Below are 22,737 nucleotides of genomic sequence, written 5' to 3'. Positions count from 1 at the left end.
CAGCAATGTAATTCGTTCCTGGGGTGATTTCTTTTATAGTCGACCAGACTTACCAGGCCTTTATCGGCCAGACGTGTACAGCTTTATTGCGGTTATAGCCTGAAGAAACAATCACAGCGGCTCCGCCATCCAGTTGCCTGAGCCTGTGGACACTTTTCTCGTTGATGGAAGGCATGCCGGGAATGTCTACCTTCAGTAACCCATCAAACAAAAAGCGAATGGGGCGGCAGGTTTTGCAGAAATAAGCCCATATCAGGCCGGTATCTCTGGTATGGAATTCGACCTTGATCCGGGCATATTTCCTGCGCTCCCCGGACTGGCTCTCGGCAAAGCTGGCCGGGGACAGGACAATAAGAAAAAAGAGAATAATACAGCGTCCAAGCTGTCTGACAGGTTTCATTGGTTGCTCCTTGCTACCGGTATTAATTACGGACCCGCTGTTTTTATCACATAAGTAAATCCCAGCGTTTGATCGGAACGGGCAGACGTTTCATCGAGTGTGGCAACGCTGTTTATTTCAAAGGACAGGCCAATATAATTGCCGACACTGTAACCTGCTGGTGGCGGCGACTGACCAACAAAACTGAGCGTTGCGGTCTGACAAACCTGTCCTGGTGTTGTGCAACCGGCCGGGTTACTGATAATCGTTAAGGTCTGGTCGCTGGTTCTGGCGTTATTCAAAACGTCAGGGGTAGATTCCAGGGCTTGTAATTGTGCAACAAGTTCTCCGAAAGCCACTTTTTGCACCTGCAGGCTCCGCTGCTCATTGCTCACGGTTAATTCCTGCAGCATGGCCGTTTCCATTATGAACAAACCGCTGAAAACAAACATGGCCAGGATGATCATGGTCATCAGCAGCATGGAGCCTTTCTGCTGTTTTCCAGTGGCGGGTTTCGTTGCTTCAGACTGATCCATGTTAAAGACCTGCATTCACGATATTGGCGACCGTTCCTGCTGCTGCATAATCTGCAGCAGGAGTGTCAGAACGTCACTCCGGCGAGCGCGGTTAACATAATCGGTATAAGAGCGCACGGCAATGGCGATTAATGTACTGACAATGATGACTGCAATCAGTATTTCTATAAGCGTAAAGCCTCCGGGTTGTTTCATCGGTTTTCTCTCCAGAAGTTTCTGTGCATGGGGACGGATCTGACACTCCTGAGCAGGTTTTGAAAGCACTGGGTTCCGACACAGACTTCAGATCCCTGATTGCCCCGGTTAACAATTGAAGGGGTTGGTGCAATGGCGCTGTTGAGCGTTGCCACCCGGCGATCACTTTTATTGAGGGCAGCAACGCTGGTGTCCTGATTGAAAACCGAGCCGGCATTTTCAATGTTGACCGAGTAAAAATGGTTCGTGCCAGCCTGCGGTATACAGTTGCTTGAGAAGGTTGCTACTGGTGTGAAACTGTTGAATAACAGAATGCCGTTAAAAATAGTGGCCTGACCCAGTATTTTTTCACCACTGCTTTCCATGCGCAGATACCAGCCATTACTGCTATCCAGAGTGGTTAATGCTGTTTGCTGTTCTGCAGTGGTACCCTGCTGTATCAGGTTGCTGGTGGCATCATAGAGATTGGACTCATCAATAAAGGTGGAGCTGCCTCCGCGTGTGGCATAGTTATAGTTAGCAGGTGTTTCGAAAACATTCGGGTCCCGGATAACGTACATGCGGTCATTCACCGTTGTATCAAGCGGGGAGTGCCTCAGGCCAGTGCCTACAGCGATATTCAGGTACTCGCTGTTTCTGCCAATGGATACGACAGGTGCTTCAAAGAAGCGGCGGGTGTTTGCAGCTGTCGATGTGGAAATCTGGGCGATCTTGCCGCCGGTTGCAAAATTGCTTGCCCCGGAATTGGCCGGATCAATATCAAACCGGAACAACTGACCGCCGGTGTCTGCCGCGAAGAAAAAGTCGATAAGGCCATCCTGATCAATATCGACCAGTGTCAGGTCGGCGGCAATTCCAAAGTCCATCGTACTCAGGGTAAGATTCGAGTAGCTCTGGGATGAAGCTGACCAGAGCTTAGCTCCGGTTTCTGCATCGACCATGTAAATAGCATTACCAATGTCACTGTTCGATGCGATAGTGGTCTGTGCGTCTGTATCGGCATCGTAGCCTCCGCCAAACAACAGAACCTGCCGTTCTGCCCCGTTCCAGTTTACTCTTGCCAGCAGGGGGGCGGACCAGGTTTGCCCCAGCTCATTAAAGTTGGGGTTGGCCGTTCTGGTATCACGCTGATGATCGTTATCCAGATCGCCTTCAATAACCCACTTAAGCTCAGGATTGCTGCGGTCCGTGACATCCAGAGCATAAATATTATTACCACCCCGGCGCATGGTGAGATAGAGATAAATATGCTCGTTGGCATCAGCTGAACCATTGTCGGCCTGCAATACGTCGCCATCGTTGTTAGCATCGTTGTGCCAGACAGTCATGGGGCCGTCCATTCCATAGACTTTCAGTGTACCGCCAGAGACGAAACCATCCCGGTAAAATTTCAGGTTAGACAGAAGCTCTTCTGGAATAAAGGCAAATTCAGTAGTGCCATCATCGGCATCAATGGCATGTAAAAAACCGTCGTTGGTGGTAAAAAAGACGGTTTTATCGACGACGCTTCCGGTGCTGTCGGCATAATAAGTAATGTCTCTGGGTTGGGTATGCAGTGCATCTCCAACGGCAGTTCTGACATCGGTGGTTGAACCATCCCCGTCACTGTCATCAATATCAACGCCTCTGCCCCATTGTAAAAGCTGAGTTCTTTCCGTAGCGTCAGCGGCACCCAGCATGGCTGAAGTGATGGCGGTGGTATTTTCATGCAGGATGTTGTCACTGTCAGTCAGGTCGACATCGGTACTCCCGGTGGTATTCGTGTAAAGGGCGCGGGTTAAAGTAATTTCTTCAGCCACTCCTCCCGCTCCTACAATAAGTCCATCGGCACTGCTACTCCAGAAGCTTTGTGCGGTTGCCCTGAACTGCCCTGTTGTCGCATCAATAGCAAGGTTGCCGTTAACGTCGTATATCTGGTTGTCCTGACCCAGTCTGTAGCGTTTTAAATTACCAGTCCAGTTGGGGCCACGAGCAGGGCGGAACATGGTGTAGTAAACATCTTCGGATGTTTGTAGTGAGTTAAAAGCACTGGGTGAAGTGGCCGGAGCCGCAAAAATACTGGCGGTTGCATTCACTCTTTCGAGTATCCCGGTCAATGCCGCTGCCAGTTCATTGGAGTTAGCCACGGAGTAGTACTCTCCGCCGCTAACCCGGGCTGTGTTTCTCCAGACCGTTTCATCAGCATCGCCGTAGCAGGCAACTACAAAGGTAGATACATGCTGCGTGCCGTCTATGGTTGAACTCATATCGGTCGTATCCATGAAATATCCGAGTTCTTCCATACACCATTCATTGTCACTGGCATCGTCACTGGTGTCACAGTTATTAGTCAGACCTTCTCCCGTGGGAAACGTAACGCCGCTGATCAGGTTTCTGATCAGGTCAAGTCCGGTTCGGTATACAGAAGGCAAACCGTCGGTGATGAGTAGAATGATGTTTTCCTGACATCTGTGAGTAATTGGCGAGCGGTATTGACTGGTTGATCCGGCTACGCGCGTATTGGCTCCAAATGTGACAGCGAAGCGGGAATTCTCACCCCTGAAGTACCGGTAAGCTTCAAAATAGCTTTCATAGAGAGGAGTCCATGCGTCATATACATAATTCTGGATAGCTGTTACAGCATCAGTACGAATCTGGTTTATGTCCCGAACGGCTACGTCAAAATTCAGGTTTGTACTATTCCTGACAGGGGCAAAGCTCATCAGGCCAAAATTAATATTTTGGGCTGAATTGATAAAATTAATGGCAGCCTGACTGGCTCCGACACGTCTTTGCTGACCGGTGGATGCTTCTGTAATCAACATGGAACCGGAAGTGTCGTAGATCATCAAAATGTTAGGTCTTGCAGCGTCTGGTAAACTTCTGACAAAAAGAGTGGTGTCGTCGGCTTGGGCGGAAAAGTAAATGAATATAAACAGCCAGACTGTGATGTTCTTTTTCACGGCTTTTACCTTTGCTCAGGGCAATACTATTTGTATGGAATCGGCAGGCTCACCCCGGCTCTGAAAGTTATTGTCCAAATCAGAGGGTTCAGTCAGCACTCTTTCTTACGACATAAGTAAACCCAAGGGTCTGATCAGACCGTGAGGAGGTTTCATTGAGGATGGCAATGCTGTTTAGTTCGTAGGACAAGCCAATATAGTCACCAACGCTATAGCCCGCCGGAGGGGCTGACCAACAAAACTGAGTGTTACTGTCTGGCAAACCTGCCTTGCCGTGGTACATCCGGCAGGGTTGCTGATAGCTGTTAAGGTCTGGTCGCTGGTTCTGGCGTTATTCAAAATGTCAGGGGTAGATTCCAGGGCTTGTAATTATGCAATGAGTTTGCCAAAAGCCACTTTCTGCACCTGCAGGCTCCGCTGCTCATTGCTAACGGTCAGTTCCTTCAGCATGGAGCCCTGTTGTTGTTTTAGTTTTTTCGGGGGGCGTCCGGATGATGAGGGCTGGTCCATATCAAAGTCCTGCATTAACAATGGTGGCCACCGTGGTATAGACATACCGGGGGGTATTGTCATTGAATGACAGGGTGCCACTTTCCAGAATATCGAAGGTTCGGATTCGTGTCTCAAAGCCGGTTCCGGCAATACCGGAATTGACCAGCACCCCAAACCGGATATTGCGGACGTTAGCCCAGTTGGTCACACTACCCGCAGCCTGGTACTGATCCACGACTTCCGTACCTGTGCTGGATACGCCATAAACGACCTGCAGGTTTTCAATGCCCTGCACCAGGGCTTGCCGGGGGCCGCGAGAAGCGGCAGTAGCAGGATTAAAGCCCTGGCAAAACAGTGTTGATACATTATTGTTAGCCGGATCGTCTGCCACAAAGTAAACGTCAGCGGTCAGCTCCGGAATACGCACGGTGTTACCTGCACAGTCAACCCCATTACCGGTCGTACCAATGGGAACCGGCTCGTACTGAATAGCCACCTGGTCACTGTTAGTGCCACCGCCATCAAAAGTGCAGGGGCTGGCGCCGTTGCACGAACCCCGATACAGGGGAATAAGGGTACCCAGGTTAATTCTGCCCCGATAACCTCCCATCCGCGCTGTACGACTCAGAAGGTACAGACTGTGGCGGCCATTCTCCTGGGAGGCTGAAAGGTTTTCATGGAAAAGGGTTGACTGATTGTTGCCTACCAGCAGTTGCAGGAAACTGGTGCTGACCACCAGTGCCATAGCCACTACCAGCATCATTTCAATAAGAGAGAAACCCCGGTTCTTTTGCATAATGGCTATTGCCTCACGGTTATGGAGAGATTCCGCCGACCTGAAAATACGCCTCCGACATCTCCCCTGGCATCCCAGGAAACATCGATTGTCACCGCTCCGTCAATACAGGGGGTTGCTGCGCAGGTGAGTGCCAGTTGCGGGTTAACGATGCCGGGGTTGTTGCAGATCAGGTCGAAAATGTCGTATTCGACCATCTGGTTTGAGGTACAGGTTGAGCCAATGCAGGAAGTGGGCGGTGTGCCTGCACAGTACCCCGCTACGGCAGCAGAAGTCGCAGTCGTCTGGTAAAGGTTACCGGCTTCCAGTCCTTCAGGGTTGGCCCACATGCGCTCAGCAAGATCGTAAGCCAGCCAGACGGCCTGGGAACGCTGAAGGCTGTCCTGAGTCACCCTGAGAGCCTGCCCCTGCATGCCTGCGATGCCAAGAATCCCTAACGCAAAGATCAGCAGGCTGATCAGTACTTCAATCAGGCCGAAACCCTGTTGTCGAGTATTTTTCTGGGGTTCAATAAACTGTTTCATGTGCAGTCGCCTGTGGCAGAAGCTTTCCTGATCTGTCCGGACGCGGTCACAGTCACGGTTTGCTGGGCAGTGGCCGTGAGGCCATCAGTACACACCGTGAAGAAACCGTTTGTTGCAGCTGAGCCCCGGGGGATAAATGTCAGCCTGTTACCTGCGCTCCATGTGATACGAAGGGTGTCCATGGCATTGAACACCCGGATAACTTCTTCGCCAGTATCAACGGTATCGTTGTCATTTGGGTTAACAAAAACGATCCAGCCTGCAGACCAGTTGGTGTCAGAAACATCGCAATCGGTTCCATTGACCGACCGGCAGATACTCACCCTCTCTCCCCGTTTAATGGCTTCGCTTCGGGTCAGTTTGGCGCTGGCATAAAGTCTCTGGCTGTAGAAACCCAATCGGGAAGATTCCACCAGTGACCCCATTTGTGCCGTTATGGAAACCAGAATGCCCATCAGTAACACGGCGATCATTATTTCAAGAAGGGTAAAGCCCTTAGCCGGTGTGCAGCCCCGGGGTGATTTATAGGTGCGCTGAACAGACAAGTTGGCATTCCATGGTTTGACAGACCTGTCTATCAATCTAGCAGTCTGACTGGTCGTTCAGTCATCAGCCTGTATATTGTAAAACAGCTATTGAAAGGCTCTGCGCTGGTGAGAGGAAGTCATGGTTTTGACAGCAATATAGCTACCAGATAGCTACCAGCAGTCCGTTGAAGTATTGCCTAGATGGTCAAGGCTGGCTTTAACCCCAAGATGGTTGAGGGTAAATGTCTGGCAGTGGTTATCCTGTTGCTGGATGCTGTCAGTGGCTGGTGTGGCGGTAAGGGTAAATTGCCGGGGACTGGCCGGTGGCGGCGAGCTTTCCGGAGACGTGACCGCAAGAGTGTAATGCCCGCCGGGAGAGCGACTGCCGCCCAGATCGTCTATATCCATGGAGTAGGCGTTGTTATAAGTGAACAGACGTTCCTGCTCTGCTGCGGCAGAGGTCAGTGCTATGGCCGCATCGGAGCGTTGACTTTCAATAACATACTGTTGATAGGACGGCACAGCAATGGCCATGATGATGCCAATCAGTGCCACCGTAATAATCAGCTCAATAAAGCTGAAGGCATGTTGTTTATTTCGGACCGTCATTGAGCTGTTTATCGTCAGTTAATCAGCGGTCTGCATTTCCTCTTGCTATAAATTTAAAGAATACCCTCAAAATAATCAGACCGTCAGGACCCGTTTATCCATGGCGCAGGATAACAAAGACATCACCCGGCTTTTGATTGTTGATGCCCTTGCCGAAGAAGCTGAAGCCGTTCTCAATGTGTTCCGTGACGCAGGACACTCAACCCGCGCCCATCATATTGTCTCCATGGACAGTCTGGATGAAGCGTTATCGGGTCGCCAGAAGTGGGACCTGTTGCTGATTTCAGAACAGGATATGCCTGAGGGCATAACGGTCAATAGCGTTATTGAACGAATTGAGCACCAGGGACAAGATGTTCCGGTTGTGGTTCTCAGTGACCGTCTGGAAGATGAAGAAATACTGGAGCTGATAAAACAGGGGGTTCGCTGTGTGATTCCCCATCAGGGGGATGAGCTGCTGCTGATCACCGCAAAACGTGAAATTGCCGACCTTAACACCCGCCGCAATTACCGCCGCATGAGTGTGGCGTTGAATGAATCAGAGAAACAGCGCCGAAACCTTCTGAATGATCAGGTTGATGCCATTGTTTATGTTGGCGAAGGCACGATTCGCTATGCCAACCCGGCATTTAATGTATTGCTGGGACGGGATGAGAGTGAGTCGCTGAAGGGGAATGCGTTTAAAGAGCTGGTGGCCTCGTCAGACCAGAACGATGTTGATGAATTCCTGGCCAGCATTGAAGACAGCGGACAGGCACTGGCAGCGATTCAGTGCTCGCTGATGTCCGAAGAGGGCGAAGTACCGGTAAGGGCCATGGTCACGCCGACCTCTTTTGAAGGACGCTTCACTCTGAGCCTTCTGGTTCGCTTGCAGGAAGTACAACAGAACTCTATGGCGGACACTGAAGAAGCCAGGGTCTCAAAACCGGACAGCGACACCAGGCTGTACGACAAAAAACAGTTCCAGGAGCACCTGGATGTTGCCATTCAGCGGGTTATTTCAGGGAAGGAAAAGTTTTCCCTGCTTTGTGTCTCTCTGGACACATTGAAAGCGGTACACGCCAAAGGTGGGAAAAGGATCAGTCAGCCATTGCTGATGGAGGTTGCCAAAAGGCTTGGCCTGAGTCTTATCGAGCATAAGGCGTCGAGCTGGGGGGGAGGGCAGTTTATGGCGCTGGTCAAGGCTGCGGATAAAAATGTGGTGCAGGCTGTTGCTGACCAGCTTCTGGAAGAAGTGTCTGAAACTCCGGTAACGGTTGGCAAGAATGAACTGCCAGTTAAACTCAGTCTGGGTTCGATTCAGCTTACTGACGCCAACAGCGACGCTAAAACCCTTCTGGTCAGGGCGCGTCACGCCTGTGTAGAAGCGCGCCGGCAGGGTGGTGGCAAGCTGTGTTTTTACCAGAAACGCAAGATCAATGTGGTCAGTTCGGTTGAAAAGCACCTGGCGGGTATGGTCAGTCAGGCTATGCAGCATGACAACCTGAAATTGTTTTACCAGCCGGTGATTAGCCTGAAAGGTTCTGAATATGGGCATTATGAGGTCATGTTGCGCATGATGGATGCCCGTGGTCGTCAGCATGATGCCGTTAATTTTCGTTCCAAGCTTGATAAAAACAGCTTGTGGGGAAAGGTGGACCGCTGGCAGGTCATTCAGGCGGGTAAAGACCTGATGAGTAATGACACGGACAAGCTGAAAACCAGAATGTTTGTCCATCTTGGTGGTAACGTGATTAACGACAAGGAGTTTCTACCCTGGATGGGGGTGGCGTTAAAGGCGGCTGGAATTAAGCCACAGGCACTGGTCGTGGAGCTGAGTGAACAGAATGTGGTTCGTTTCAGTAAGCAGATGCCGGACTTTTTCAAGGCGGTCAGGGATATGGGCTGTGGCACATCGGTCAGTGAATTTGGCTGCAGCCTTAACCCGGTGGAAACCATTGCCTCTCTGGATCTCGATTTTGTCAAGGTGGATGTATCTTTTACCAAGGACCTGACCAACGAAAGTAAAGGGGAAGAGCTGAAGGCAATGGTTCAGCAGTTGTCCGACAGTGGCAGGCAGATCATTGTTCCCAATGTAGAAAGTGCTGTCGAGATGGCGCCTTTATGGCACAGTGGCGTTGACTTCATTCAGGGTGACTTCCTGCAGGGACCGGCAGAAACCATGAATTACAACTTTGAAGAGTGATTGTTCACCCGTTTATCTTCGATTTGCCGTTTTCTGCCCTGATCCTTAACTTCAGTTTTACAGAACCCTCATCTTCGTCGAGAATAGCGTCCCTGGATTAAAGATTACAGACGTTAGGCATTTCAATGTCCGCAGCTATGCTCAATATCGTGATGGCACAGATTAACCTGAAGGTTGGTGACATCGACGGCAATACCTCTATGGTGATTAACGCCGCTGAACAGGCACGGGATACCCATCAGGCGGATCTGGTGGTGTTTCCGGAACTAACCCTGTGCGGTTACCCCCCTGAAGACCTGCTTCTTCGTCCCAGCCTGATTCTGCGTACGGAACAGGCTTTACATCGACTGAACGCCGTTAAAGGCATTGATATTGTTATTGGTGTGCCGGGTATGGGCGCTCACGGTCTCGAAAACCAGGCGGTTGTTCTGCGCGACGGTCAGGTGATAGCCCGTTATGCCAAGCAGCATCTGCCGAATTATCAGGTGTTTGATGAGAAGCGTTATTTTGTTCCGGGTCATCAGATGGCCACCTTTGACTGTAAAGGAACCCGGCTGGCACTGACCATCTGTGAGGACCTCTGGTTCCAGGAACCGGCCATGCAGGCCAGAGAGGCCGGAGCTGACCTGATCCTGAGTCTGAATGCTTCGCCGTTCCACAAGGATAAGCAGAGTGTTCGCCGTGAAACCATTCGCCAGCGTTGTCAGGAAACCGGTCTGCCAGTGTTGTATGTCAACCTGTTCGGAGGTCAGGACGAGCTGGTATTTGACGGTGGCTCCTTTGCAATGAACGGCGATGGTCGGGTAATGACCTGTGGCGATTACTTTACCGAAACACTGACGCCGGTTCGTTTTGACTGTGGCACCAAGCTTTTTGTAGAAGGGCATTTTGTAGAAGAGCAATTTGTAGAAGAACAGGTCGCGCACCTCTGCCCGATCTGCACAGACGGGTATACAGCGCTCTGGTCACCGGTGTCCGTGACTATGTGAACAAGAACGGTTTTAAAGGTATTGTGCTGGGACTATCCGGAGGTATCGATTCCGCGCTGACTCTGGCTATTGCGGTTGATGCACTCGGGGCGGAGCGGGTGCAGGCAGTGATGATGCCATACCGCTACACCTCAGAAATGAGTCTTCAGGATGCAAAGGAAGAAGCGGACATTCTGGGTGTTGACTATAAAATCATGCCCATTGAGCCGATGTTCGATGCCTTTATGAACACTCTGAGCAGTGAGTTTGCCGACAGTGGTCGAGATACCACCGAGGAAAACCTTCAGTCCCGCTGCCGGGGTGTACTGCTGATGGCGATTTCCAACAAAAAAGGCTACATGGTGCTGACCACCGGTAACAAGAGTGAGATGGCAGTGGGTTATGCGACACTGTACGGTGATATGTGTGGTGGCTACAACGCTTTGAAAGATGTTCCAAAGACCCTGGTGTTTGAACTGTCTGAATACCGTAACTCACTGGGTTATGTTATTCCCCAGCGGGTAATTGACCGCCCGCCTTCAGCGGAGCTGGCTCCGGATCAGGTGGATGAAGACAGCCTGCCGCCCTACAGTGATCTGGATCGCATCATTGAAATGTATGTCGAGGAAGATTGCAGTGCTGAAACGATTATTGATGAAGGTTTTGACCGGGATACCGTCTACCGGGTGCTGCGCCTGATCGACATTAATGAATTTAAACGACGTCAGGCGGTAGTCGGTGTGCGTATAACCCCACGGGGGTTTGGCCGGGATCGTCGCTATCCGATTACCAATGGCTGGCGTCCCGGTGTCTGATTTATTTAAAGCTTAGCGAGCTTTAAATACTGCTGGTGCAGCTTATCCAGTTGCGGGTAAAGCTGTTCCAGCGACTGGCTGTTATCAACAATATCATCGGCTTTTTCTCTACGTTCTTCCCTTGTCGCCTGCTTAGCCAGAATGCTGCGGGTCTGTTCTTCCGTCATGTTGTCCCGGCTTATGGTACGGGCAATCTGTAGTTCAACCGGCACATCCACCACCAGAACCCGGTCTGTCAGAAGGTGCTGGTTCGTTTCTATCATCAATGGTGAAGCCAGAATTGAATAAGGCGACACAGACGCTTTGAGCTCGGTAATAATCTGTTCACGAATCAACGGGTGTAAGAGTTGTTCCAGCCAGACTCGTTCGCTGTCACTGGCAAAGATAATGTCCCGCAGTTTACGACGATCCAGGCTGCCATCTTCTGCCTGAAGGATACCCTGATGACGCTGTGCGATTTTTTCCAGTGCCGGCTGGCCCGGCTCTACCACAACCCGGGCGGCCAGATCCGCATCGACAACAGTAATACCCAGTGCGGCAAAGTAGTCGGTCACTGCCGTTTTGCCACTGCCTATTCCACCGGTAACACCTATAACCAGACTCATTACATCCCCATTATTTGCAGATAAGACTCAACCAGGGTGTTACCCCATAGCAACGCAATAAAACCCGCTGCGGCAAGATAAGGACCAAAAGGGATTGGCTGTTCACGTTTGTGCTGTTTGAACACCATCAGTCCAACCCCCACCAGTGTTCCCACCAGGGATGACAGCAGAATGATCAGGGGCAGCATCTGCCAGCCCAGCCAGGCACCGAGCGCAGCCAGCAGTTTAAAATCGCCATAGCCCATACCTTCCTTGCCGGTGGCCAGCTTGAAACCCTGATAAACCAGCCATAACGACAGGTAGCCTGCCATGGCACCAAACACCGCATCAGTCAGTGGGACAAACAGGTGCTGGGTGTTCACCAGCAGACCCAGCCAGAGCAGAGGCAGGGTAATGCTGTCGGGCAGCAGCTGGGTATCCAGGTCTATAACCGTCAGAGTCAGTAATGCCCACGCCAGAAGGCAGACAAATAAGGTGGTGATTGATGCACCAAAGGTTACTCCGGCCACCACCGCCAGAATGGCACTGATGATTTCAATCAATGGATATCGAATGGATATAGAGGTTTTGCAGTGTGAGCACTGACCTTTCAGTATCAGGTAGCTCAGTACCGGAATATTTTCCCAGGGACGAATCTTGTGTCCACACGCCATGCAGTTTGAACCCGGTATCATCAGGTTATATTTCATCGGGTTTTCCGGTACTTTGTCCGGATGCAGGGCTTCCAGGCATTCAAGCTTCCACTGTCGCTCCATCATGATCGGAAGACGGAGAATCACCACATTCAGAAAACTGCCAACAATCAGGCCGAGTACAGTTAAGGCGAATAAAAGATAACCGGGTGAAGCTTGCAGAAGTTCAAGGAGTAGCATCAGAAGGGGAGTCCCTTTTTATTAAACGAGTTATTAAACGAGTTATTGAGCGAGTTATCGAATGAGTTAATCCAGCGAGGCATATAGTCTGGTAATTGTTTGATCAGCAGTTTAATCGAAGCGTTTGTTTAATGGAAGGCAGCCAGTCACCGCTGGAGGCCCGGAGGTGGCGGGGCTGACCGCTCACATTTTCTTCCCTGTCAGCCATTCAGTAGCTGCCTCCAGAGGGTTAGCGGCTGTTTCCCATTTCACCTTTTCACCGGACTGTTTAATGACTCCCCACTGCCCTGGCTGAAAGAATGAGCGACAGATCACCAGCTTTTCATCGGCTGCCAGTCGCTTTGCCTGCACGGCGTCCTGACAGGCAATAAAAAGCTGGCTGGCCAGGTCGTAATCAACCGCCTGCTTTTCCACCCAGCCTTCGGGCGTTTCAGGAAAACCGTCCTGAAACAATACCGCGATATGTTCATCAATCAGGTAGTAATGCATGGCCCGGGAAGAGAAACCATGGCCTGATACCCCAAAGACGACCATGGAAGGACACTCGCCGGATAGCAGCTGGTTCAGATAGAACTGAAAATGGTAGGGGTCCGGCAGGGACGGCTCGGTGGTAAACAGTGCCGAATAGCGGGTCTGTTGGAGTTTGCCTGTAAATTTATGGTGAACCGGTGGGCAGGGTAGCCCCTCACTGATCAGCAGTGCGCAGGCTGACTGATAACAGTTGCGTGCCGGGTCGTGTTCAAACATAACTATAAACCTCTGCTCTTGCCTTGAACGGATAACAGATAACTGTCGGGTGCGTAGCGATGCTGAAATTTTGCAGCGTTCAATCGGGTTGCCGGGTCCTTCCACTGTTGCCAGTTCTCAATCACCCGGCCATTGTTTGCCAGCTGCCGGGCATGAAGCTGAAGCTGCTGCACACGACTGACTGTTGACTGTATTTCCAGCGGGGTTAGCAGCCCGTCCATCTGCTGATGAATCTGTGCCGGGGTGATCGACATCAGCTTCTGGTAAACCCTGGCGTCAATTACCGCAGGCAAACCTGCGGTACTACCACTGAATCGGCGAAATCCGCCGGGTCTGGAGGGAGTGCGAACTTCGCGCTGTCCCGGATAAAAGCCCATATCATTGTCGATCAGTGTGACCTTGCCAGAGCCGGGGTCCACAAACAGGTTGCCTGCATGTCGGTCCTGCTGGGCGCAGATGCCATCCAGCCATTCAGCACTGTTCAGCTGTTGTTGAATGCTTGCAGCCAGTTGAGGCTGGCGGTTGTCTTCCACAGGAATCCAGTTATAGGTATCAGGGTGCTGATTCCAGGGTTTAACGCCTTTGGCGACATCCATTAATACACCCAGCTGCCCGTCGTGAACCGTCAGTTCCATCGTTGGCATCAGCCCGGTACCCAGCAGGTTGTCAAACTTTGCCGCCGCAAAGTTACGGGCAGCAAATCGGGGCTTGTTTTTATCGAGGTAATTTTCAGATCCGGTGATGGAATCAAAGGGGCAGGGATCAACGGGATCTTCTCCCTTGAAAATTTTCTCTACCACGCCGGACTGAGTCTGGAACTTCAGTTTGGTCACAGAATGAATGGCTCCGGAGCCAAACTTCTGGTCAGACCCTCTGATCAGGTGCTGATCGCTAAAAGGACTGAAATGTTTTGCAATGGTCGGGTTCAGGTCATACCCCAGCCGTTTCAGTTCCATGGCCTGATGCAGATTCAGTGAGCCGGAAACGGATACCGCGCCGGGGTCATCCATCACCTGAAGCATTAATTTCTGCTCGTTGTGGAGGCTTTGCTTTATGCCTGAGAGATATTGGTGTTCTGAGGGATGCATCAAATGCCCCTGTTGTTGCATCAGCTGATCCATCTGGTTGATGCCTTTCTGCAGGTTATCAATCACCTGCCTTCCCTGCTGTTCTAGGCCTCCAGCCTGTCTGGACAATGGCTGTACCAGTGCCTGGTCATGGTAGTTGATACTGCTGCCGACCTGCCCAAGCTGACCGGCTTTTGCCAGCAGGGCATGGCTTTGTCCCCAGGTATTGTTCTTGCCCTGATGATGAAAAGACCAGGCCGCATCGATAATGTTTTTCGATACCTGTTGAGGATGCTCAAACTGTGCAGTGACCCGCTCTCTGGCAACCAGTGACCGATATTGCAGGTTGTTATAGATGGCTGCGCCTTCGCCCGATGGTCCGGGCTGAAAAGGCTGCTGTGGCCTGTTGTTTTTGGGAGGAAGTGCTGGAGGGGCGAGCTGGCGCTGTGGTGACGCCAGAGCTACTCCACGAAGATGGATTGGCTTGTTTGGACGCCCGGGACGTTGTCGCAGCTGGAGAAGCTTTTTCTGTATTTTGTGTGGGAAAACCTTACGATTAAATGCACTGCCAATTTTTTTGAAGGTTTTTTGGGCAGTAGTATCTGAGCGCAGGTGAACCCGCGCATGGGTGTTTGGCTGTATTCCCCCTAACTCCGACATGCCTTTTCCTCAGGAAATCCCTTTATTAACGATAGGAAAAGACGGAGAGGTATTATTTGGAAAGCAGGATGTTCTCGACGGTTGTCACGTCATCTTCAGTCAATGTCACCCTGATACAGGCAAGGTCTTCGTACATGTGTCCGGGGCTTGAAGTGCCGGTCAAAGGCAGTATCTTCATCCTCTTTGCAGACTGAAAAATAACCTGCGCGGGTGTCAGCCCTGTTTTTGCGACAATCGCCTGAAAGGCTGGTTGTTGACCAACGGCTGGATTAGCGGTCAGAAGCGAGAACCCCTGATAGCCAATTCCATGACGTTGACACACCTGCCTGACATCACGATCCCAGCCAGTGACGGCAAAACAGCGGTTCTGAACCCAGGCAGGCCGGGTGGCTGAGTGATGGTTAAGGTCTTCGAGCTGGCTGGCGGAAAAGTTACTGACACCAATCGCCTTAACTTTGCCTGAATGATAGATCGCCTCCATGGCTGACCAGGCTTCCAGATCATCGTTGCAGAGTCCTTCACTGAACATTGGGCCATGCAGAAGCAGGGCATCCAGATAATCGGTCCTCAGATGTTGCAGTGAGCTGGCAAAGGATTGTTCAACCTGCTCCCGGACGCTGGCATCAGGCTTATAGGGCAGGCGGTCATCCTGACCGGGAAGGAAAGTGAATTTGCTTTGCAGGAACAGGTCGCGTCGGTCAATACTGGCTGCCGTCAGGGCGTCGCCAACCGCTGCTTCGAAATAATGCTTGCGCTGGTTGGCGGTATCAATAGCCCTGAAGCCCGATTCCAGTGCTTTGAGTACCAGATCTTTAGTAGCCTGCTCTTTCCAGGCTGTGCCGTAGATCCACTTGGGTGTCGTTTTCATTGGATGTCCTGAGTCAGATAGCTGAAAGACTTTGAAACTCATCGACCACGAAGTGATCGGTCATACCGCTCACATAGTCGATTAACAAACGTGTACGGTAATACCACTCCAGATCCTGATGATCGACTTCACTTAAGTGTTGGGTTGCGAGCGTTTCTACTGCCCGGCAATAAGCGGCTTTATGTTTTCGCGACAGACGATGGTAAAGGCGCTGCTCTATAAAATGCTGGTGGTCATCCTGTTTGACAATACGCTGGAAATCATCAGGAGAAAGCGTTAACAGCGGTTTGAATTTGTCCAGCAGGCCAATCAATGCCGCGTAGCCCCTTAGCTCGGGGGTTTCCTTTTCCATGCTGGTGAACACATGACGTACCGCCACAGTTTTGAGTGTCTGCAGGGCAAGATGCTGATTCGAGCCCCCTTCAATCAGAGGCTCATCCAGACTTCCGGCAAAGACTTCGTCGTGTTTGCTGATATAGCGGTTAGCGGCATAGTCCACCAGATCCCTGACCAGACGGGTTCGCAGACGCACAATAAACTCATGTTCGTTGGTACCGGCTCGATGGGCTGCGGATTGCATGATGTCCGGTAAATAAGCGTTATCTGTCGTAAATTCGTTCCATACCTGGTTTAGCCAGAATTGCAGCTCTTTCAGCGACAGTATGCCTTTATCCAGGGCATCTTCCAGATCAGCAATGCAGTAGGCAATGTCGTCTGCCGCCTCCATGATGTAAACCAGTGGAAAACGACAGCCTTCGTTAATATGAAGATGCTGCTGCATCTGCCGGACCAGGGTAGCTTCCGAGTAATAGAAACCGGGCTTTTTCTTTCGGTAAAAACAAAGTTCCCCTGTGGCTGGAGCCGGCTCGTAAGGAGGACGGGTATATTTGATCAGTGCCGCCATCTGGGAGTAGGTCAGATTAAGGTTCTGCAAATGGTGGATAATGCGCAGCCCCTGGGCATTGCCTTCAAATACACACAGGTCGGGCAACAGGGTGGTCTGGAACAAAGAGTCCTTTTCTGATATCCGCTGCATGGACTGATCGTGACACTGCTCAGCATGATCTTCCATCCAGCGGCTGATGGCAGCTTCGCCAAAGTGACCGAAGGGCGGGTTGCCCACATCGTGCAACAGACAGGCCATTTCGACCAGGTTGGTGAAAGCCAGCTCCTGCCCCTCAAGTCCGAGTGTTGTTAATTCCCCGCTCTGCTGCCAGCGATCCAGAATGGTCAGGGCCAGAAAGCGGCCTGTCTGCTGAACCTCAAGGGAGTGAGTCAGGCGGCTGCGCACCGCCGCATTGGACTCCAGTGGATAAACCTGAGTTTTCTGCTGTAATCGACGAATGGCGGCAGACTGGATGATCCTGCCCCGGTTGCTTTCGGTTTCAGTTACCAGGTCGCGCTGCACATCGGCAGAGCTTAACCGTGGGCGCTGACAGGTGAGTTTACGAAGGTAGTTCATGCTGATTAATTCGGCAGGGTGGCTGATCTGTTAACACGGTCTGTTAACAGAGAGTAGATCAATATGAGATCATAGCCGCTCAAACGAACGATACGGACTTTATGCGACTGATTATTGCTGAAAAGCCCAGCCTTGGGCGGGCGATTGCCGATGTGTTGCCAAAGCCTCACAAGAAACACGAAGGGTATATAGAGACCGCACAGGGCGATTATGTGACCTGGTGCGTCGGGCATCTGCTCGAACAGGCGGAACCTGATCAGTATGACCCTGCCTTTAAGCAGTGGAAACTGGAACACCTGCCCATTGTTCCCCAACAGTGGCAACTCAAGCCCCGTAAAGGTGTCAGCAAACAGCTGTCGGTGATTCGTAAACTGTTGAAAACCGCTGATACTATAGTCCACGCAGGCGACCCCGACCGTGAAGGGCAATTGCTGGTGGATGAGGTGCTGGATTACCTGAAGCTGTCTGCAACCCGCAAAAAACAGGTGCGGCGTCTGCTGGTGAATGACCTGAATGGTTCGGCGGTTAAGAAAGCCCTGCAGCGTTTGCAGGATAACAGCAACTTTGTGCCTCTGTCCGTGTCGGCGCTGGCTCGCTCCCGCGCCGACTGGCTTTACGGGATTAATCTGACCCGTGCCTATACGGTATTGGGCAGAAAATCCGGTTATAACGGTTTGCTGTCCATCGGACGGGTGCAGACCCCGGTACTGGGGCTGGTGGTTCAGCGGGACGAAGAACGGGAAAACTTTGTTGCCAAACCCTTTTACGATGTGTTTGCCGTACTGAACTCAGAAGACAATGTTCAGTTTCGTGCCAAGTGGCAGCCCAGTGAAGCCTGTCAGCGGTGGATGGATGAAGACGGTCGGGTTCTGGACCGGCGACTGGCTGAAAATGTTGCCGGACGTATAAAAGGCAAGTCCGGTGAAATCAGTAAAGCCATGAATAAACAGGGTAAAGAGTCGCCCCCTTTGCCTTATTCCTTGTCGTCTTTGCAGATTGACGCGGCTAAACAGCTGAAGATGAATGCGAAGGAAACCCTTGATGTCTGTCAGAAGCTGTATGAAAAAAAGCTGGTGACCTATCCCCGTTCCGATTGCCGCTATCTGCCGGTTGAGCACTGGCAGGAATCGCCGGAAGTGCTGGCAGCGATTCGCAGCAATGATGAATCACTCAGCAAAGCTGTGGATCAGGCGCTGCCTGAACGAAAAAGCAAAGCCTGGAATGACAAAAAAGTGGGCGCTCATCACGCCATTATTCCCACCTCGCGAAGAACGGACCTGTTTAAGCTGGATGCACGACAGCGGCAGCTTTACAGTCTGATCGCCCGGCAATACGTTGCCCAGTTTTACGACGACCATCGTTTTACTTCCCGAAGGCTTGAAATCCTGATTGAAGGTGGACTGTTTGTGGCGAAAAGCCGACAGACGATTCAGGATGGCTGGAAGGTGCTTTTTGCCAGAAAGGGTAAAGAGCAGGCTCCTGACCATTCGGGCGATGAACGCGAGGCAGCCAATGAATTTTTGCCGGACCTGAGCAAAGGCGATTCGGTGCAGTGCATTGATGCTGAGATTAAAGACAAAATGACTCAGCCACCCAAAGCGTTTACGGATGCCACCTTATTGTCCGCCATGACGGGCATCGCGCGCTTTGTAAAAGACCCGGAGATTCGCAAGATTCTCAAGGAAACCGATGGTCTGGGGACCGAGGCGACGCGGGCGGGTATTATTGAGCTGCTTTTCAATCGGCAGTTCCTTACAAGGCAGGGTAAAGAGATTCATGCAACGGCAACCGGCAAGGCATTAATCAGGGCATTGCCCGATGCGGTTGGTCAACCGGATATGACGGCACAATGGGAATCAGCACTCAATGATATTGTTGAACGGAAAGGATCCTATGCCGGATTTATGGACAGTCTGGACGGTAAACTGCGCAGTTTGCTGACGCTGGCGCTGAGTGAAGGAGGAGCTGATTTCAGCCAGCTTCCCCGGGGTGAAGCTTCTTACCGGAAGAAGTCATATTCGCGTAAAAACGTCTCACGCCGTAGAAATTATAAAAAAAAAGTAAGTGCGTGACTTTTTTCGCCTTTATTCCAGGCTTTTTGAAAGCCTGTTGACTACCGGGAACACTATCAATTCTTTTGAACCCTCACCGGATTTGTATTACAGGAGGACGTCAGAATAACTAACTTCTTTGTTATGCCTTTTATTGATCTTTTTCTATACATTGCTGTGTCAATGCAGGGCAAAGGTTAAACGGGCCATGGAGGTAATTATGATATCAAGTGCAATCAATGCAGCTGGTTTCGTCTATGCGGGTAACGATGTCAGAGATGACAACAACAATACAGGTTTATGGAATTCGATGGCGGTTTCCAAAACCGACACTGTTACCACAGCTTGTAGTGTTGCGCTTGTAGCACTGGGTGCCTACGGTTGTACTTTGGCAGCACGTAAAATAAATAGTGCCTGTAATGATTTGTTCTGGAAGCTAGGGTGGACAAGGGTTCCGTCACTTTTCAATGCGTGTAGTGAAGGAAATCTTGAAGCTGTAAGGTTTAATCTTGACCGGGGAGTGAATATTAACGGTGCCCCCCACGAGTCAGGACTGTTTACCCCCATTGGTGTAGCCTCTTTTGCTGGAAATGCCGAGGTTGTCAGGCTCCTTTTAGAACGAGGTGCCGATGTGACCGGTAATCACTATGGCCTGGATATGGGGAAAGAATATGCTCCTATTGCCATAGCGGCGAACCGCGGCCACCAGGCAGTCGTCAAGCTTCTTCTGGATCACGGTATAGAGACGGGTGATAGTACTGCCCTCTGCAAAGCAGCCGCAAAGGGAGACGTTGAAGCGGTTGCCGATTTATTGAGTCACGGTATGGATGCGAATGGTACCAGCACCAGTACGGGATTTGAGACCCCCATCTGGCAAGCCGCAATCTATGGGCATCTCGATGTTGTCAGACTTCTTCTGGATCGGGGGGCGGATGTGAACGCCAGGGCTCACGGAGGGCTGACCCCCATCTGCCAGGCAGCAGCCGGTGGCTATTTTGATGTTGTCAAACTCCTTCTGGATAAGGGGGCGGATGTAAACGGTAATGCCCACATCAACACTTCAGTCGAAAAATCATACTCCCCTATTCGGGCTGCGGTTAGCAATGGGGAGCTTGGGGTAGCCAGGCTTTTACTCGATGCCGGTGCTCTGGTCGATTCGGAGACCCGTTCCAAAGCCCCGAATTGGTTTCTTCTTCATGAAAAAGAAATGCCTCTTCAGGAAGCGACCAAAAAACAAATTAACAAGTTGGTAAAACGAAACAAGATAGATGACTTGCCTTTACCAGAGCCTTTAAAAGAGTGCCTGAGAGAAGACTGAGATATTTCTGTTGTCAGGCAGGTTGAAAGGAAGATATCAATACTCGTACAAATACAGCAGTCGGGGGAGCCGCCTCAGACCCAGCCCAGGGGCAGGGGAGGAATTACATGTCGACTGCTGGTACTCCACCCGCAGGGACATTCATTGCCGATAGGCACACCACCATACCTGCCAACAGCGGGGGTGACGAACCCAGCTATGGTAGCACTCCGGAAACTGCGAGCAGACTGCTGCCCATCAGTGGCACTGAGGAGCCTCCTGTAAGGTCTTCCGGTTGGACGCTTGAGCTGTTAACAGCCTACCTGCGTTTCTTAAAGGTAAAATATCAAAAAGATGTTTTTTCTGATGACTTTTACTGGGCTTGCTTTGGCCCATACTTTAATTTGTCTGACATTCACTTTGACTGGCTCAAGCATGCTTATTGCGCAGATTATAGAAATTATCAGAACGCAGGGTTTACCGACATTCATAAATTTTTGACATCAAAACAACTTCAAAAAGATCATGAAGACGATGGAATGGCGGGTTATATAAGTAACCTTTTGGCAATAAATCCAATACCCCCGGAAAAGCTGGCCGATCTTGAGAGAACGTTTGAAGGGTTCGGTAGGGGAATGGAAGTTGATGTTGAAAAAAACTTTCAACAGTTTACCGAAGAGAGGAAGGAGTTTTAGTATAGTCACACTGCAACAAAGAGAGAGATATTAGGCCGGAATATCATTCTGTATTTAAAAAAGAATCCACATGTACTCCAACGTAATCCGATCCTGAATGAAGTGATCAGAAGTTATGAATCACATGGCGGCGGTGATAGTTTTTACGACTTTCTGTCGAAAAAGAGAACAGAGAGGGACGGTGGTCCTTTAGGCAAAGAGTATCAAAAATTACATTTCTATATTGAAAAAGCCCTGATTGCCAATTACTGGTTATCTACGAATGTTTGTTTTTTTTACAGCATAAGCAAAAAGATGTATGAGAACCCTCAGAGGCAGTGAGGGCTTTGAATCGAAAACAACAGGCAAGTACTCGCCAGCTAAAAGGTAGTTAGAGCTATGGCGCATGTAAGTCAATGAATTTGCGGTCTGTACTATGGTACATTACACCTGCATTTTTATAAGGTTGACTGAATGAAACACGCTGCTACTGCTCTTGCTATTGGTTTAAGCTGTTACTCTGCACTGGCCACTGCCGGAGACAGCTACTCCTACACCTGCCTTCACGGTGGTGATACCCGTATCATTGACGTGATTTATCTGCAAAGGGAGTCTCCTGTTCCCTGTGAGGTTCGTTACACCAAAAAAGGCAGTGTCGAGAGTGAAGAGCCCCTCTGGAATGCGAGCTATACCATTGGCTTCTGTGAAGAAAAAGCAGAGAACTTTATGAAGCAGCAGGAAGAATGGGGTTGGGCCTGCCAGAAAAATGAGCCGGCAGAACCTGTACAGCTGCCAGAAGATTCAGAAATACCTGAGCCTGTGCAGTTGCCGGAACTCTGAGCCAGAGTTGGGAAACCTGTTAACAGGTTTCCCGTAAAAAGTTAATTCTGGCTTGATGCTGTGGGAAATGAGTCTTAAGCTTCATTGGCTAATGAGCTGGCTTATTCCCTGTTCAATAACGTTAGATTCTCCAATGCTTCCGCCCGTTCCACATCAAATCTTTAAAAACTGTGTTCACAACTCCATCATTGCGATACTGATCGAGCTGCGAATGAATTGGAGGCATGACAATATTACAAACGAATTGATCAAAAAATATCGACGCTTCATCAGCCTTTCCTGCACTATGAACTCAGTAATTCCGGAAGCAGGTGCTGACTGTATTTTTGTCAGCCCTGTGGGTAATTCCTTAATCGGGCAATTAATTACGCTGCAAGTCGAGCTGGCTATAGCGACAGAATATGCAACTCATCATGCTTACCCTATTAAGCGAGATCGTCACAAGGAAAATAGTTTTTTGGCAATCAATCAGTTCGGAACTCAGTTTGCAAAGCCCGTTTATACTCCACTGTTTGATGCGGCTGAAGTTGATTTTTATCATGTCATACCAAAAAAGGGTCATCTTACCGAAGAGGATGAAGCTGAGATAGCACGGTTGTTGCAGGAGTACGTAGTTGTATGATTCC

General features: G+C 50.6%; 21 protein-coding genes and 1 pseudogene. 7 read left to right on the top strand and 15 right to left on the bottom strand.

The genetic code is table 11. From position 1 onward, the window contains the following. Positions 1 to 49: 49 nt before the first annotated feature. The 9 genes from V5J35_RS03705 to V5J35_RS03665 all read right to left on the bottom strand — a co-directional run bounded on the left by V5J35_RS03705 (position 50) and on the right by V5J35_RS03665 (position 7,000). On the bottom strand, positions 50 to 400 hold the full coding sequence (locus tag V5J35_RS03705) for a hypothetical protein (protein ID WP_354009966.1): 351 nt from the start codon (positions 398 to 400) through the stop codon (positions 50 to 52). A 26-nt stretch (positions 401 to 426) separates the two neighbouring features. Further along, positions 427 to 915 carry a hypothetical protein gene (locus tag V5J35_RS03700; RefSeq protein ID WP_354009965.1) on the bottom strand — a complete coding sequence of 163 codons (489 nt, stop codon included), beginning with the start codon at positions 913 to 915 and terminating at the stop codon, positions 427 to 429. A 15-nt stretch (positions 916 to 930) separates the two neighbouring features. Further along, the gene (locus V5J35_RS03695; RefSeq protein ID WP_354009964.1) at positions 931 to 1,110 is read right to left on the bottom strand and encodes a type IV pilin protein; all 180 of its coding nucleotides are present in this window, start codon (positions 1,108 to 1,110) and stop codon (positions 931 to 933) included. Further along, positions 1,107 to 4,052 carry a pilus assembly protein gene (locus V5J35_RS03690; RefSeq protein WP_354009963.1) on the bottom strand — a complete coding sequence of 982 codons (2,946 nt, stop codon included), beginning with the start codon at positions 4,050 to 4,052 and terminating at the stop codon, positions 1,107 to 1,109. Before V5J35_RS03690 ends, V5J35_RS03695 begins: the two co-directional genes overlap by 4 nt. Before the next feature lie 369 nt (positions 4,053 to 4,421). Then, a complete protein-coding gene (locus V5J35_RS03685; RefSeq protein ID WP_354009962.1) occupies positions 4,422 to 4,562 on the bottom strand; it encodes a hypothetical protein in 141 nt (46 codons plus the stop codon). Between the two features lies 1 nt (position 4,563). Further along, positions 4,564 to 5,340 carry a PilW family protein gene (locus tag V5J35_RS03680; RefSeq protein ID WP_354009961.1) on the bottom strand — a complete coding sequence of 259 codons (777 nt, stop codon included), beginning with the start codon at positions 5,338 to 5,340 and terminating at the stop codon, positions 4,564 to 4,566. A 5-nt stretch (positions 5,341 to 5,345) separates the two neighbouring features. Then, positions 5,346 to 5,864, bottom strand: coding sequence for a type IV pilus modification protein PilV (gene pilV, locus V5J35_RS03675; RefSeq protein WP_354009960.1), 519 nt, complete (start codon positions 5,862 to 5,864; stop codon positions 5,346 to 5,348). Next, a complete protein-coding gene (locus V5J35_RS03670) occupies positions 5,861 to 6,409 on the bottom strand; it encodes a GspH/FimT family pseudopilin (RefSeq protein ID WP_354009959.1) in 549 nt (182 codons plus the stop codon). Before V5J35_RS03670 ends, pilV begins: the two co-directional genes overlap by 4 nt. 153 nt (positions 6,410 to 6,562) lie before the next feature. Further along, positions 6,563 to 7,000: a type IV pilin protein gene (locus tag V5J35_RS03665; RefSeq protein WP_354009958.1), complete on the bottom strand. Its 438-nt coding sequence runs from the start codon at positions 6,998 to 7,000 to the stop codon at positions 6,563 to 6,565. 100 nt (positions 7,001 to 7,100) lie between these two features. On the opposite strand from V5J35_RS03665, the gene V5J35_RS03660 reads away from it, so the two are divergent. Continuing rightward, positions 7,101 to 9,185, top strand: a complete 2,085-nt coding sequence (locus V5J35_RS03660) for an EAL domain-containing response regulator (protein ID WP_354009957.1) — start codon at positions 7,101 to 7,103, stop codon at positions 9,183 to 9,185. A gap of 137 nt (positions 9,186 to 9,322) precedes the next feature. Next, positions 9,323 to 10,968 (top strand): annotated as a pseudogene (locus V5J35_RS03655) (NAD+ synthase). A gap of 5 nt (positions 10,969 to 10,973) precedes the next feature. Here the strand turns inward: V5J35_RS03655 and coaE are convergent. The 6 genes from coaE to dgt form a co-directional block, all read right to left on the bottom strand. Further along, complete coding sequence (gene coaE / locus V5J35_RS03650; protein WP_354009955.1) at positions 10,974 to 11,573, bottom strand: dephospho-CoA kinase; 600 nt, start codon at positions 11,571 to 11,573, stop codon at positions 10,974 to 10,976. Continuing rightward, a complete protein-coding gene (locus V5J35_RS03645) occupies positions 11,573 to 12,445 on the bottom strand; it encodes a prepilin peptidase (protein ID WP_354009954.1) in 873 nt (290 codons plus the stop codon). Before V5J35_RS03645 ends, coaE begins: the two co-directional genes overlap by 1 nt. Before the next feature lie 183 nt (positions 12,446 to 12,628). Continuing rightward, positions 12,629 to 13,192, bottom strand: coding sequence for a hypothetical protein (locus tag V5J35_RS03640; protein ID WP_354009953.1), 564 nt, complete (start codon positions 13,190 to 13,192; stop codon positions 12,629 to 12,631). 2 nt (positions 13,193 to 13,194) lie between these two features. Further along, on the bottom strand, positions 13,195 to 14,919 hold the full coding sequence (locus tag V5J35_RS03635; RefSeq protein WP_354009952.1) for a hypothetical protein: 1,725 nt from the start codon (positions 14,917 to 14,919) through the stop codon (positions 13,195 to 13,197). A gap of 52 nt (positions 14,920 to 14,971) precedes the next feature. Continuing rightward, complete coding sequence (locus tag V5J35_RS03630) at positions 14,972 to 15,787, bottom strand: aldo/keto reductase family protein (protein ID WP_354009951.1); 816 nt, start codon at positions 15,785 to 15,787, stop codon at positions 14,972 to 14,974. 13 nt (positions 15,788 to 15,800) lie between these two features. Next, complete coding sequence (dgt, locus tag V5J35_RS03625) at positions 15,801 to 17,249, bottom strand: dGTPase (protein ID WP_354009950.1); 1,449 nt, start codon at positions 17,247 to 17,249, stop codon at positions 15,801 to 15,803. A gap of 101 nt (positions 17,250 to 17,350) precedes the next feature. Here dgt and V5J35_RS03620 point away from each other — a divergent pair, with 101 nt between their 5' ends. The 5 genes from V5J35_RS03620 (at position 17,351) to V5J35_RS03600 (ending at position 22,733) form a co-directional block, all read left to right on the top strand. Next, positions 17,351 to 19,321 (top strand): DNA topoisomerase III, encoded by a 1,971-nt coding sequence (locus V5J35_RS03620; RefSeq protein ID WP_354009949.1) that lies wholly within the window; start codon positions 17,351 to 17,353, stop codon positions 19,319 to 19,321. Between the two features lie 199 nt (positions 19,322 to 19,520). Next, positions 19,521 to 20,618 carry an ankyrin repeat domain-containing protein gene (locus tag V5J35_RS03615; protein WP_354009948.1) on the top strand — a complete coding sequence of 366 codons (1,098 nt, stop codon included), beginning with the start codon at positions 19,521 to 19,523 and terminating at the stop codon, positions 20,616 to 20,618. Between the two features lie 107 nt (positions 20,619 to 20,725). Next, positions 20,726 to 21,292 (top strand): hypothetical protein, encoded by a 567-nt coding sequence (locus V5J35_RS03610; RefSeq protein ID WP_354009947.1) that lies wholly within the window; start codon positions 20,726 to 20,728, stop codon positions 21,290 to 21,292. A gap of 453 nt (positions 21,293 to 21,745) precedes the next feature. After that, the gene (locus V5J35_RS03605) at positions 21,746 to 22,111 is read left to right on the top strand and encodes a hypothetical protein (protein ID WP_354009946.1); all 366 of its coding nucleotides are present in this window, start codon (positions 21,746 to 21,748) and stop codon (positions 22,109 to 22,111) included. Between the two features lie 91 nt (positions 22,112 to 22,202). Continuing rightward, positions 22,203 to 22,733: a hypothetical protein gene (locus V5J35_RS03600; protein WP_354009945.1), complete on the top strand. Its 531-nt coding sequence runs from the start codon at positions 22,203 to 22,205 to the stop codon at positions 22,731 to 22,733. Positions 22,734 to 22,737: the final 4 nt, after the last annotated feature.

This window comes from Endozoicomonas sp. NE40, from assembly GCF_040549045.1.
In the GTDB taxonomy this organism is placed as follows: Bacteria; Pseudomonadota; Gammaproteobacteria; order Pseudomonadales; family Endozoicomonadaceae; genus Endozoicomonas_A; species Endozoicomonas_A lisbonensis.
Note: the sequence above shows the minus strand (reverse complement) of the source record. Positions and strands in the feature narration are given on the sequence as shown.